The organism is Methanobacterium sp., from assembly GCA_016222945.1.
Classification (GTDB): Archaea; Methanobacteriota; Methanobacteria; order Methanobacteriales; family Methanobacteriaceae; genus Methanobacterium_D.
In genome coordinates this window covers 20,144-33,431 of the sequence record JACRPY010000005.1, presented here as the reverse complement: position 1 = coordinate 33,431, position 13,288 = coordinate 20,144, and the positions used below count along the sequence as shown (strand labels likewise).

Annotated in this window: 15 protein-coding genes; 5 read left to right on the top strand and 10 right to left on the bottom strand. The window is 32.8% G+C overall.

Going from position 1 to position 13,288, the window contains the following annotated elements; all coding sequences use genetic code 11:
* The first annotated feature begins 243 nt into the window (after positions 1–243).
* Positions 244–924, top strand: a complete 681-nt coding sequence (locus HZC47_08710) for a cyclase family protein (protein MBI5680960.1) — start codon at positions 244–246, stop codon at positions 922–924.
* Positions 925–956: 32 nt separating this feature from the next.
* On the opposite strand, the gene HZC47_08705 is transcribed toward HZC47_08710, so the two are convergent.
* From HZC47_08705 to HZC47_08695, 3 genes are all read right to left on the bottom strand, one after another.
* A complete protein-coding gene (locus tag HZC47_08705; protein MBI5680959.1) occupies positions 957–1,100 on the bottom strand; it encodes a YHS domain-containing protein in 144 nt (47 codons plus the stop codon).
* A 64-nt stretch (positions 1,101–1,164) separates the two neighbouring features.
* Positions 1,165–3,585, bottom strand: a complete 2,421-nt coding sequence (locus HZC47_08700) for a copper-translocating P-type ATPase (protein MBI5680958.1) — start codon at positions 3,583–3,585, stop codon at positions 1,165–1,167.
* Positions 3,586–3,619: 34 nt separating this feature from the next.
* The gene (locus HZC47_08695) at positions 3,620–4,858 is read right to left on the bottom strand and encodes an amidohydrolase family protein (protein MBI5680957.1); all 1,239 of its coding nucleotides are present in this window, start codon (positions 4,856–4,858) and stop codon (positions 3,620–3,622) included.
* A 281-nt stretch (positions 4,859–5,139) separates the two neighbouring features.
* Here HZC47_08695 and HZC47_08690 point away from each other — a divergent pair, with 281 nt between their 5' ends.
* The gene (locus HZC47_08690) at positions 5,140–5,484 is read left to right on the top strand and encodes a DUF5518 domain-containing protein (GenBank protein MBI5680956.1); all 345 of its coding nucleotides are present in this window, start codon (positions 5,140–5,142) and stop codon (positions 5,482–5,484) included.
* Between the two features lie 265 nt (positions 5,485–5,749).
* Here HZC47_08690 and HZC47_08685 read toward each other — a convergent pair whose 3' ends face one another.
* Positions 5,750–5,953 (bottom strand): hypothetical protein, encoded by a 204-nt coding sequence (locus HZC47_08685; GenBank protein MBI5680955.1) that lies wholly within the window; start codon positions 5,951–5,953, stop codon positions 5,750–5,752.
* A 338-nt stretch (positions 5,954–6,291) separates the two neighbouring features.
* On the opposite strand from HZC47_08685, the gene HZC47_08680 reads away from it, so the two are divergent.
* Positions 6,292–6,708, top strand: a complete 417-nt coding sequence (locus HZC47_08680) for a DUF5518 domain-containing protein (protein ID MBI5680954.1) — start codon at positions 6,292–6,294, stop codon at positions 6,706–6,708.
* A 79-nt stretch (positions 6,709–6,787) separates the two neighbouring features.
* Here HZC47_08680 and HZC47_08675 read toward each other — a convergent pair whose 3' ends face one another.
* Complete coding sequence (locus HZC47_08675; GenBank protein ID MBI5680953.1) at positions 6,788–7,192, bottom strand: DUF126 domain-containing protein; 405 nt, start codon at positions 7,190–7,192, stop codon at positions 6,788–6,790.
* A gap of 204 nt (positions 7,193–7,396) precedes the next feature.
* Here HZC47_08675 and HZC47_08670 point away from each other — a divergent pair, with 204 nt between their 5' ends.
* Both HZC47_08670 and HZC47_08665 read left to right on the top strand, forming a co-directional pair.
* On the top strand, positions 7,397–7,735 hold the full coding sequence (locus tag HZC47_08670) for a hypothetical protein (protein ID MBI5680952.1): 339 nt from the start codon (positions 7,397–7,399) through the stop codon (positions 7,733–7,735).
* A gap of 9 nt (positions 7,736–7,744) precedes the next feature.
* Positions 7,745–8,479 carry a hypothetical protein gene (locus tag HZC47_08665; GenBank protein MBI5680951.1) on the top strand — a complete coding sequence of 245 codons (735 nt, stop codon included), beginning with the start codon at positions 7,745–7,747 and terminating at the stop codon, positions 8,477–8,479.
* A 113-nt stretch (positions 8,480–8,592) separates the two neighbouring features.
* Here HZC47_08665 and HZC47_08660 read toward each other — a convergent pair whose 3' ends face one another.
* The 5 genes from HZC47_08660 to HZC47_08640 form a co-directional block, all read right to left on the bottom strand.
* On the bottom strand, positions 8,593–9,462 hold the full coding sequence (locus HZC47_08660; GenBank protein ID MBI5680950.1) for a hypothetical protein: 870 nt from the start codon (positions 9,460–9,462) through the stop codon (positions 8,593–8,595).
* Between the two features lie 145 nt (positions 9,463–9,607).
* On the bottom strand, positions 9,608–9,922 hold the full coding sequence (locus HZC47_08655; protein ID MBI5680949.1) for a hypothetical protein: 315 nt from the start codon (positions 9,920–9,922) through the stop codon (positions 9,608–9,610).
* A 246-nt stretch (positions 9,923–10,168) separates the two neighbouring features.
* Positions 10,169–11,518 (bottom strand): adenylosuccinate lyase, encoded by a 1,350-nt coding sequence (locus HZC47_08650; protein MBI5680948.1) that lies wholly within the window; start codon positions 11,516–11,518, stop codon positions 10,169–10,171.
* Between the two features lie 38 nt (positions 11,519–11,556).
* A complete protein-coding gene (locus tag HZC47_08645; GenBank protein ID MBI5680947.1) occupies positions 11,557–11,715 on the bottom strand; it encodes a preprotein translocase subunit Sec61beta in 159 nt (52 codons plus the stop codon).
* A 213-nt stretch (positions 11,716–11,928) separates the two neighbouring features.
* Positions 11,929–12,978, bottom strand: coding sequence for a hypothetical protein (locus HZC47_08640; protein MBI5680946.1), 1,050 nt, complete (start codon positions 12,976–12,978; stop codon positions 11,929–11,931).
* Positions 12,979–13,288 lie beyond the last annotated feature (310 nt).

The window sequence follows — 13,288 nt, the reverse complement described above, 5'->3', positions numbered from 1 at the left end:
ATCTCACTTTTTGCTCTTTTTTCTATTTCGCTGCCACCTTTATTTTTAGCCTGTTTTTCAAGCTCTTTGGTAGCTTTCTTTTTTATGCTATCTAATAATGCCATTTTTTCAATGTCTCCTGTAGTTTCAGTTACTACATTTATATAATTGCATTTATTCCAATTTATATTTTAATAAATTCTATCAATCTATTAAACGGTTAAAAACATATTTTAAAAAAATCAAATATAATCCTGTGAGAACATGCCATACAAAAAACTTTCCCATACTCTTGAAGAAACTTCTCCAGTGCATATCGGATTAAAAAATCTTGAAATAACTCCTAATAGTCAAGTTTCAAAGGGTGGAGGTTATAATAGTTATATAATCAGTGTTGAAAATCACTGTGGGACACATATGGATGCTCCTGGCCATTTTTTAGATGAAGGAAAAACAATATCTGATTACAGTCAAAATGAACTTGTTTTCAACAATCCATTAATTTTAGACATTCCTAAAGAACATAATAGGATTATAAAACTTGAAGAAATAGCTGAAATTAATTTAGAAGGTAAAGACTGTCTAATTTTTAAAACAGGTTTTGAAAAATACCGTAAAGATGATTCAGATACTTATTTAACCTCTAATCCTGGAATTGATCCTGATTTGATTTACTGGCTTAGAAAAAACCATCCGGACATTAGGTGCATTGGAGTAGATTGCGTATCCATTTCAAGCTATAAAAAGCCAGAACAAGGGAAAGAATCACATTTAAATGCATTTAAGGAAAATGAGGAGCTGGGAGAACCGTTACTTTTAGTTGAAGATATGAAGTTGGATGGAGTTTCAAATATTTCAGTTGAACATATAATTGTTGTTCCATGGCAGATAAATGGAATTGACAGTGCACCATGTACTGTGCTTGCTAAAACCCGCGATTTTTGAGTATAAAATAAAAAAAGTTAATCAAACTTTTTTTAGTCTATATATTTTTCTGGATCTTCGTCAAAGGCTTTTTTACAGCCTGGAGCGCAGAAATAATATTTTTTTCCTTTATATTCACTTACAAACTTTGCAGTTTTTTCATCTACGTCCATTTTACATATAGGGTCTACAGCCATGTTTTCACCTCTTAATTATGATCTTTTATTTCATGATTATTGATCAAAAACTTTAAATTAGTTTTTATTTCTTTTTTGCGGGAGGTACGTATCCTTTTAGTAGTAATGATAGACTTACAACCGTTACTGAACTTAAAGCCATGGCAAAAGCTGCATATTCTGGCTTGAAAACTATATTAACGGAATAAAGCACTCCTGCAGCAACAGGAATCAATGCAGTGTTATAGGCAAATGCCCAGAATAGATTTTGTTTTATTCGTTGCATTACCTTTTTGCTGAGCTGGATTCCTGCAACAGAATCCATTAAATCATCTTTGATAAGCACTATTTTTCCGCTTTCTATTGCAATATCTGTACCGCTTCCAATTGCAATTCCAACGTCAGATTGAGCAAGCGCAGGAGCGTCATTAATCCCATCACCTACAAATGCCACAATTTCACCATTATCTTGAAGATTTTTCACTTCAAAGGCCTTATCTTGAGGTAAAACTTCTGCAAGCACATTCTCAATTCCAACCTGATTTGAAATTGCATTTGCAGTCCTTTCATTATCCCCTGTAATCATAAATACCTTAATTTTCATCTTTTTAAGCTCATCAATCGCCGATTTAGTTGTATCCTTTAATGTATCTGCCACAGCGATTATTCCTGCAAATTCATTGTTAACTGCAACTAAAATGGCAGTTTTTCCTTCATTTTCAAGTTGAAGTATATTTCCTTCTGTATCATCGCTGATTTTAATTTCTCTATCTTTAAGAAGAGCTCTATTTCCAACAAGCACTTCATCTCCACCAACCATTGCTGATACTCCCTTTCCTCCAAATGTATCAAAATTAGTACTTTCTGAAAGCTGAATATTTTCATTTATAGTTTTTCTAACTATTGCATCTGCAAGGGGGTGTTGTGAATTCTTTTCAACACTTGCAGTGTATTTTATAAGATTATCAGATTCAAATCCAACTGCTATAACGTCGGTTACTTCGGGTTTTCCTTTAGTAAGAGTTCCAGTTTTATCAAACAATATGGAAGTGATTTTTTCCGATGTTTCAAGTGCTGAACCATCTTTAATAAGAATACCAAGTTCTGCACCTCTACCAATACCAACGGTTATTGCTGTAGGTGTTGCAAGGCCAAGGGCACAAGGACAGGCAACAACAAGGATGGAAATAAGAACGGTTAATGCCAAGAGTAAAGTACTACTATAAACAAAATACCAGATTGCAAATGCAGCAATGGCAATTGTAAGTACTGTGGGGATGAAATAAGTCACAGCTTTATCTGCAATACGTTCAACAGGAGGTCTTGAGCCTTGAGCATCCTCAACAAGTTTAATTATCTGGAATAAAACAGTATCTTTTCCAATTTTGGTGGCTTTAAATTTAAGGACACCATTCTGGTTAAAAGTTCCACCAATAACTTTTTTACCATTATTTTTCATAACAGGAATTGATTCACCAGTAATTACGGATTCATCAACATAACTTTCACCTTCAATGACTTCACCGTCAGTTGGGATTTTTTCACCGGGTTTAACAACTATAATTTCTCCTATTTGCAGTTCTTCAATATGAACTTCAATTTCTCTCCCTTCACGAATAACCGTAGCTGTTTTTGGCTGTAATCCCACTAATTTTTTAATTGCAGTTGAAGTCCGGCCAATAGCTCTCGATTCAAGATATCTGCCCAGTGTAAGAAAAGCTGCAAGCATTAAGGCGGTTTCATAGAACATAAATTCCGGATTAAGGATAATATTGAATGTTCCAAGGATACTCGCACCAAAAGCTACTCCTATACCCATGGAGTACATCACATCCATATTCAGCAGCCTATTTTTAAGCGCACGATAAGCCGCACTAAAAATGGGATAACTAACGTAAATAAATGGTATAATTGAGACTATAAGCATGAAATAAGGCATATAAATTGGTACCATGACATTAAAATACATCATAAGCATTAGGGGAATGGAAACACCAAATCCCACAATTATTCTGTTTCTTTTATTCTTTAAATCTTGAATTCGCACCTTTTCTTCTAGATCTTCAAGATCTTCTCCTTCAATTCCAAGATACTGGTATCCAATATCCTCAATTACACTTTTCATGTCATCAACAGTCACCATTCTCGGATTGTAGGTAACATATGCTTTATTGGAGCTTAAATTAACATTAACGGCACTTATTCCATCAAGCTTTCCTAGACCATCTTCAATTGCTTTTACACACATTGCACAGGTCATTCCCCCTATTTTAAGGGTGATTTTTTCATTTATAACTCCATAACCTGCATCTACCACTGCACTTTCAAGCTGGTTTAGATTTACCTTTTCTGGGTCATATTCAACTGTAGCTCGTTTAGTTCCAAAATTTACCTGTGCTTTACCAACGCCTTCCACATCTTCAAGGGATTTTTCAATGTTCAATGCACAAGTGGCGCAGTTCATTCCTGAAACTTTAATATCGGTTTTTTTGGCTTTATCTGCCATATTCATTCCTTCCTATCATTATAAAAATTTATATTTAATTTAAGAGGTTTTTAACAATTTTACCATCTTTCATAACTAATAAAACATTATCTGGATTTCCAAGAGACTTTATATCCAAAATAGGATCTTTTTTGCTTATTATAATGTCTGCAAGCTTCCCTGGTTCAACTGTACCAATTTTATCCTGCCATCCCATACATTCTGCAGCATATTTTGTCCCGGCCATTATTGCTTCTTGAGGGCTCATTCCAATATCACATAAAAAGCCTAGTTCACGTAAATTCAGACCATGAGGGATAACACCACAATCTGTACCCATAACAATCTTAACTCCAGCTTTATATGCATTTTTAATGTTTTTATCGTGTATATCAACTATTTCAAGGGCTTGTGCTCTGCTATACTCTGGTAAATCACCAGATTCAGCGAATTTTTTGTTCTGTTTTATTACTAAGCATGTGGGCACGAGATAGGTGTCCTGATCAATCATCATATTAATTGCTTCATTATCCAGATAAGTACCATGCTCTATGGAGTGAACACCTGCTTTTAAAGCATTTTTAATCCCTTCAAGGCCATGTCCGTGGGCCATTACCTTTACATTATCGTGATATTTTCCTTCTTGAACCATCACCTTTAATTCTTCAACTGTAAATTGTGTATGTTCTGGGCCGTCATTTGCACTCATAACGCCTCCAGTAACCATAACTTTGATAAATTCAGCTCCAGATCTAAGTATTTCCCTAACTCTCTTTCTTACTTCCTCTTCTCCATCGCAAAGGCTTTCAGGGAGGCCAGGATATGAAACTTTAATATCAAAACCAGAATTCAGCCAAAAATCAAAGTGACCTCCACTTATAGAAAGTGGCATAACACTGATTTGTATTCGGGGCCCAGTTATAATCTCTTTCTCCACTGCTATTTTAACTCCAACATCAGCAAGACCGGCATCTCTTACAGTAGTCACACCCGCATCAATTGTTTTGTGCATATTCTCCACTGCTTTGTAAAAATACAATGAAAGAGGATTATGGATGGTATCTTCCATTTTAAAACCATTTGCCATGATATGGACGTGAGTATCTATAAATCCAGGTAATATGAACATTCCATTAGCATCAATTTTTTTAATCTGCTCATCTGGAAGTGAAATGGAGTCTTCAGTTCCAACAGCAACAATCATATTATTTTTGATTAAAATAACAGCTTCTGGAAGTGTTTTACCTCCATTGCCATCTATCAGTGTTCCGTTATAGATAAGAGAATATTTCATTTTTAAAACCTGCCTTTAATGACATAATTTTCGTTAAATTCAAGCATTATATTAATATATGCTATGTTTAACTTGTATTTTTCCGTTTTCAATTTAGTGTAAATTTGTTTATTTTTTTTAGATTACACAGTTTAAATTGGAATTAAATGAAACAGTTCTAGATAGATTATTGGAGCTTTTAAAAATATTTTAACTAAAAACACTTATTACATGATAAGTTTAAAAAAAGCATTATAAATAAGTCATATTAAATTGAAATAATCTTTATGGGAATTGGAAAAATGATTAAGTGGAAAGCAGTAATTTTAGGATTTATTCTAACAGTAATATTTGCTTTAATACTAAACCATTTTATGGGTGAGTATGGTTCATATATCAGTATATTAGCTGCAAGTGCAATTGTTGGATATATGGTCAATCAAAACTATGTAAATGGAGCTATTCATGGAGTTATGATTGGGGTTCTTGGAGGTATTGTTGGGATCATAATTTTACTTTTAGTAGGAGGATATTTGATTATAAAAGCTGAAATTTTGATTATATTAATGAAAATAGCTATTGATATAGTTTTAGGTGCAATTGGCGGTGTATTTGGCAGTATATATTCTAACTGGAAAAAATCATAAGGTTGGTAAATAAAAAATATATCTAACAGATAATCGTAACTGTTTTGATTAAAAATTCAGTACATTTAATTAATGCTAATCTTTTTTTAATTCAAAAATATCATGTATTTTTTTAATGAATATTTATTTTAACATTAGATATGTTCAATTTAACGTTAAATTTATATTTACTTTAAATAACTAGTTAATCTGGCCTATTTTTTGAAATTATAAATTTAAAAAAATTAAAAAGAAAAATATATTAACAACAAAAACCGATTAAACCTTAACAGCTTAAAAAGGAGGTGAAATGGATGGCAAAAAATCCAATATTGGCGTTAGTACTGTCTTTTTTTATACCAGGATTAGGACAAGTATATGCTGGTAAACTTATGATGTGAATAGTCTTGATTATTGTTTCATTGATATTATCTGTGGCTATATTCATGGTTAGTGAATTTGCAATGATTGTAAGTATTTTATATATCATAGTGTGGTTATATGCTATGTATGATGCGTATACAACTGCTAAAGCTACATAAACACTAGTTACATAGACTAAAACTATGAAAACACTTATTTCATCTTTAAATCACAAAAATCCTTATTTTTAATTATTACATATTTTTATGTTTAGAACCATATCCAACCATTTAAATGCAGGATGCATATTTTTCACCAGATCATAAAATTTAAAGTGCATTATTAATTTTTTTGAATAATTATTTTAATGATTAAAAATATAATAACACCGACTCAAGAATGAGGTTGAAGGAAATTTTCATTTCCTGAACCACAAAAATTCTAGAATTTTTGAGGTGATAAAAAATGAAAGATTGGATAGCAATTGCCATAGGTGCAATTGTAAATGGAGCATTAACCCTTGTTTTGGCTCTTGTTTTCTTCCCGTTGTTTTTTTTAGGGCCAATAATAGGTGGTTTTCTAGCAGCATATTTAATTAGGGACGAATTTGAATTTGAAAGTGGTATAATCCACGGAGCTTTGGCAGGAGTTTTAGGCGGACTATTAATTGGAATCCTATCTCTATTGGGTGTAGGAGCTGTAGCAGTTATATTAGGCGTATTACTAACTCAATTAGGACTTGCAGTGGGTGCTATTGGTATTGTGGTTGTAATATTCTTAACAATCCTCGCAATGTTGGTATGCGGTGTTCTTTCAGCTATTGGCGGTGCTATAGGGGAATATGTTCAGTCTGCAGGCCAGAGAGAATATGAAGCTTACTGAAAACTAGTTTTATTTAAAAAAATTTACTATTTATTTTTTTATATTTTAAATGCATATGCAGAAAATTTTTATTAGTTAGTTATAGTATTCTAATAACTTCTGCGTCAGCATCTACTTCTATAATATCTCCATTTTTAACTATATTCAAAATATCGGCTTCAGGCTGATGAACCATGGGTATTTCTGCCATTATAGCGCCAGTTGCAATAATAGGCTCGGCTTTTAGGGATATTATGGCTTTAGGGGCAGTTTTATTTTTAACCATCTGAAATATAACATAAGACCCTACTGTAGATCCTTTTCCGGAAGGGATAACTAGAATTTTTCCAATTATGTTTTGACCGTGTAATTCGTGCCCTGGCTCAATTATAATTCCATTTTTAGGGTTTACTCCTCCTAAAAAACTTAAAGAGTCTTTTGTAACTATGACTTCTCCTTTAGCATGTCCTTTGGAGATTTTTCTACATTTTATTGTTTTTTGCATGAAATCACACTATTATTTTGATAAAAAAAATTTATTAAAAATCGGCTTTTTTTAAGTAGATAACATCGTAATTTAACGAATTGAATTGGATTATGCAATTATTTCTTGATGTGACTATATAAGCCTTATTATTTAATTATAATAGTTAATACCTTATTATAACAATTTCAATTAAATATCATATATTAAAATGGTGGTGATTAAATGGTAGGGGATACAGTGCCCTATGAATGGCATAGGCTAAATAACACATTTGTAAATTTACTGGCAATATTTGGATTAATAGCAATAGCTTTAGCGGCAATGGCAATGAAAGAATCTAATATATCGTCAATGGCCGTAGGAGGAATTGCAGGATTTATTGGCCAAAAATTATTGACCAATACTCAAAATGAGAGTTCAAACACTACAGAACCGGAACAAGAAATTCAAAAAGAGAGTTCAAGCACTATAGAATCAAAAAGTACAGATGTAGATCCTGAAAAGGAACTCGTGATTACTGGGGATTTAACAGATGATTTGGAAGATGATGATACAGCTTAGGTGATGAAAATGAAGATGTCATACAATTCTTATAAAGATATGGTGCTTCGAATACTTCAATTTGAAAAAGAAAAGGGTAGAAAACCAAATTATGTCACATTAAACAGCATGAAAATATTGAAAGCACAATATGAAGACATGATAAGTCGCGTGGATAATTTCATTAAAACTAAAGGAAGAAATCCAAAATACGTGCAGATAGGGTTAGGAGAAGTTCAAAAACCTTCAAATTCAAACTGCCACCAAACAGGCAGATACCAATGGATGAAACAGAACATGTACTGGATAACATGTGCTCCTTCTGCCCTTTGGGAAACACTATGGGAATTTGGACAACCCCCATCTGCAGCAAGACTATCTAAACTTTGCCATACTCAATATGGGCTAAAAGGAACAAATCCGTCAGATATACTCGCCGCAATGCCTCAAATCGGTAGAGACATGGGTTTAAACCTTACAGCTCAAGAAAAATATTTCTCTGAATACGGATATCAGGGAATGGCACAAATATTAGACGATCCAAACCGCACATTATTTGTCCATGGATACTGCTCAGGCTGGCCCAGTTACTATAAAAAATATAAAGGAGGCCATTATGTAACTCCAGTAAAAATATGTTTTGATAGCAGCACAGTTTGGGTAGCAGACCCTGATAGAAGTTTAATAACATATTCCTTTAGGGAATTTGAGCAGGGAATGAAAAATTGCCCTTGTAAAAGCTTAATTATCATTACAAAACATTGAGCTGCTTTAAAACAGTTATAATCATTAATACGGATATAATGAGATTAAAAAGAGTTTTAGAAATTAAAGCATGCTTAAAAATAAAATAAAAAACCCAATAGGGTTTTAACAAGTTATTCAAGTTCCAGTTGGACTGCACCGATTTTTGGAGCTAAGAAATTATATAGCCCTGCGCCTATTGCAACTATTATGAATGTGTATATGAAATTTCCTATGAAATCTATTAGGAATGCCATGATACCATAACCACTTGCAAAGTCTAATATTCCCATTATTAATCCAAATATTGCTGAAACCACTGCTAAAGCAAGGGCTGCAGGTATAATTGGTATTTCGGTCAGTTTATGCCAGTTTTCTGGTAGTGCTTCAAAGTTTAGCTGTATTTTAGAGGCTTTCGCTGCTATGAAGTTGTAGAATGCTGCAAATAGTGCGTGTCCAATGAATCCAAATATGAGCACGAGTATTGGTAGTACAATTATGAAGAAAATAGCACCTAATGTTACTAATGAGCCAACTCCTGCTCCAGTTGCTGTTCCATTTGTTGCTAGAGGTATTACAGATATTATTAATCCTGTAACTGGGGCAAGTATTGTAGTTAATAGTAATCCCATGATAAATGTCCATATTGCCATAATAATGGATAGAATAAGTGCAAATGGCACAATTGGTATGGATTCTACGTTATTTCCATCCATAGTAAGCTGTACGCCTCCAACTTTGGGCGCTAGTAGATTGTAAAGTAGTATACTGAGGAATACTGTAGAAAGACCTATTAAGAATGTTAATATTGGATAAGCGATTATTGCTGCTAAACCAAAACCTGCTAATAAGCTAGCTAAAGGTGCAAACTGTGGTGGAAGAACTGCTGCTATTACTCCAAGTGCTAATGTAAGTATTATAGCACCAATTAGAGCGAGTATTGCGGAAATTGAAGAAGACATCAATGTGAAAGGAACGATTTTTATTGATTTTATTTCAGCCATCTTTTTTCACCTCCTTTTTGGTTAGTTAATACATGCAATAAATTGTATTTGGAAATATATACATTTTTCTCTTTAGTGGCGGAGAAAGTCTTTTTTTTATTTAACTAACTCCCTAAAAAAAACAAAAATAAAAAGAATATATGAATTAGTCAAGTTCTAGTTTGATTCCACCGATTCTTGGGGCTAATATGTTGTAAATCAGCGCTATGATTGCGTATGCTATAAATCCTGCAATAAATGCACCTATAGGTATTACTATTAGCATTATAATTCCAAAACCGACACCAAGACCTATAAATTGCATTCCTTGAACTCCCTGAACAGGCATTGATCCTATAAGCAGGCTCATTGGTAAAATGAATATTAATGCATAAAGGAATCCTACAACAGCTGAAATTGCACCAATCATAAGTGCAAAGGGTACAACTGGGACTGATAGTATTTCTTTAATATCTCCCATTTTTTCACCTCCATCCAAATTTTGAGTACAAATTCTATAGTTTATAATATATGGCCAAATTAATATATATTTTTTTCCATTTCAGCTCTAAAAATGTCTTTTTTTAAATAGAAAACGATTTAATAAGCTTTAATATATATTAAAAACAGTTTAACAGGTTAAAAATTAAACAGGATTAAATCTTTCAAAATTAATAAAAATAAGAATAAATTCAACTTTAAAAATAATTAAAAAAGAGAAATAAGTTCAAAACCATCCTTTGGACTCTTCCAGGACGTTATTTACTATTTCAACAGATGATCCAATATAAGTATGTGGATCCATGATTTCTTTAATATCATCTTCAGATAAATATTTCCTTATTTCATCCTTTAACAAAACTACATCCCTTAATCCTTTATTTTCTGCATTAGCTTTCAGTGAACATTCCCTTACAATTGCATAGGCTGTTTGTCTTCCTATTCCTTTTCTTGTAAGCTCTGCCATGAACCTTTCAGCCATTATCAATCCATTTGTAATATTTAAATCTTTTTCAATGTTTTCTGGATAGAAAACAAGATTTTTAAGAACTTTTAATGTGAGAACAATAATGTAATCTAAAAGTATACATGCTTCTGGAAGAATTATTCTCTCACATGAAGAGTTAGTAAGGTCCCTTTCATGCCACAATGGATTATTTTCAAGTGCAGGAACTACATAAGCACGTATTACTCTTGAAATACCGCTAATTCTTTCAGCTGTAATTGGGTTCATTTTATGAGGCATGGTGCTGCTTCCAACTTGTTTTTCAGGGTCGAAACTTTCGCCAATCTCTTTAATTTCAGTTCTTTGGAGATTCCTAATCTCTACTGCAATTTTATCTAATGTACTGGCAGTATTTGCAAGGTCCATGATAAATTCTGCATGATTATCTCTTTGAACAACCTGATTAGATATTAAAACTGGATTAAGGCCTAAAATCGTAGATACTTTTTTATGAACAGCTAATCCTTCATCTCCTAGAGCAGCAATTGTGCCCACTGCTCCAGTAACCATTCCCACACATAAACGTTCTTTACATTCATTAAGCCTTTCTATTTGCCTGTGAACCTCATCAGCCCATAATGCAAACTTCATTCCATATGTTGTGGGGAGTGCATGCTGTCCATGAGTTCTACCAATGCAAACGGTGTTTTTGTTATCATCTGCCAGTTTTAGAAGCGTTTCTGTAAGCTCTGTGAGCCTTCCTTTTAATATCTCTATAGAATCTTTAAAAAGCAGTGATTGAGAAGTATCAATAATATCGTTTGAAGTCGCCCCAAAATGCACATATTCACCAGCATCTCCTTTGCAGACTTCTGCAAGGGCTTTTACAATTGAAGCAATGTCGTGATTGGTCTGCCTTTCAATTTCGGCCACTCTTTCAACTGTAACATATTCTGTGCTTGCTTTGCTGCTTATTTCATCTGCAGCTTCTTTAGGAATTAAATTAAGATTTGCTTCTGCTTGTGCAAGGGCTGCTTCAACTTCTAACATTTTTTGAAGTTTGTTTTCAGATTCCCACACATTACGCATTTCTTCAGTACCATATCTGAATTCAATAGGATGAATCGCCATATAATAATCTCCTTAAAAAAATAGGTTAATAAAATAGTTTATTGAGTAAAACGTAGCGCTATACAAAGTACTGCTAATATAACAGTCATGATAACGACTTGTTCAGGTGTTAATTTAGGTCCCTTTGTTTCTTCTTCAAAATATCGTACAAGACCAGCACCACTTGGGGGAAGTGTTTTTTTATCTTTTTTTGCCATGAAAATCACCGGTTAAATTGATTAATGAAAAAATTAAATTCACTTTTTTTATATTGAATATATTGTTTTAAGATTACTTAAATGTTATATGTCTTCTGTAAAATTGTATGATTGAGGGTATAATTCTTTTAAAAAAACAGAAATCTATCAGTTAAGAGATTTATAAAATAAATAAAAAAAAAGAAAAAGTTTTTTAAGTCATTTAAAAACTTTTTATAGTCCTGCAAACATAGCTCTGCAAGCAGATCTTATCATGTTCAATTCAACATCGGCATAATGGCTTGTAGAACCTGCATCTCTTTCTACTTCTATTGTAATTGTGTTTATACCATAGTTGTGTCCAACAAGTCTAACTGATCCTTGATTAATGGCTGATTGCTCAACTACAGCACCAGTTTGCATTCTAATCGTGTTTGCCCAGTTACATTCTTCATAATTACCAGGAGTTGCATATATTAAACCATTTGCATAAGTTGGACCGCTTAAACCGCCACCAGAATGCACATCTAAAATATGGGTGATTCCATGAGCTCTGGCGTATTCAAGGACTTTATTACCTGGAGTTCCCGCAACATTTGCAATTCGGTTTGGATCTTGATAGTTATAGCCTAATCTGGTTACAGGTTTGTACAACCATCCGTATACGCGTTTATACACAGTTCTGTATGTCCATTTGTAGTATCGTTTTCCATTAACTCTGTAAACTTTTTTGTATCGTTTAGTAACTGCTTTTTTAGACCATCCTTTTTTCCATTTAACCCAATCAGTATAATAATAGTATACAGGACCATAATCTCTTGAATTCACTGCTGTGTCTCTTGGAATGGCGAATGGAATGATTTGTAATGTACCATCGAAGCTTTTATCTTTTATTTCTTCCATGTACCTCATTGTAGCTATATTTGCTTCTTCTTCGTTTCCATGAATCCCTGACCAGATTAAAAGTTTATTTCCAGTTCCACTACCAAAAGTGAGTATAGATGATCCTGACTTTTGATATTCAAAAACCTGATTTGATAAATCAGTTCGGGCAATATTGCCACTAATCTCAGGGTTTTGTGTAACATCGGCTCCTACACTAGAATCAAAGGTATTAATCGTATAGCTAGGGGCAGTTGTACTGACATCACTACTTGAAACAGAAGTTCCTGAAGTATCATCAGCAGCATAAATTGGAGATGCGACAATGGCTAAAACTGCACAAAGAATTCCTAAGAACGCTAAAACAGCTTTGAAATTTTTAGTATCACTACTCGTGATCAAATTTTATCCCCCCTTTTAAATTCAATTAAAATATTCTATTATCAGTTTAAAAGGAATTATCTATTTCCTAATTAAACTTATGATATATACTGAAGTTTTTTTTACTTGATATACTTGTTGATCAAATGTCAAATTTTTATTTCTATTTTTGATTTAAACCCTTTGGAATATAAATTAAAGTGTTTTAGATATTATTTAACCTTAAAAATCTATTTTAGTGTTTATGAAAAATAATTAAATTTAAAATTAAATTTATTGAGCTTAATGATACCTATTTATAAGTAGTTATACACAATTTAGGAATTTATAA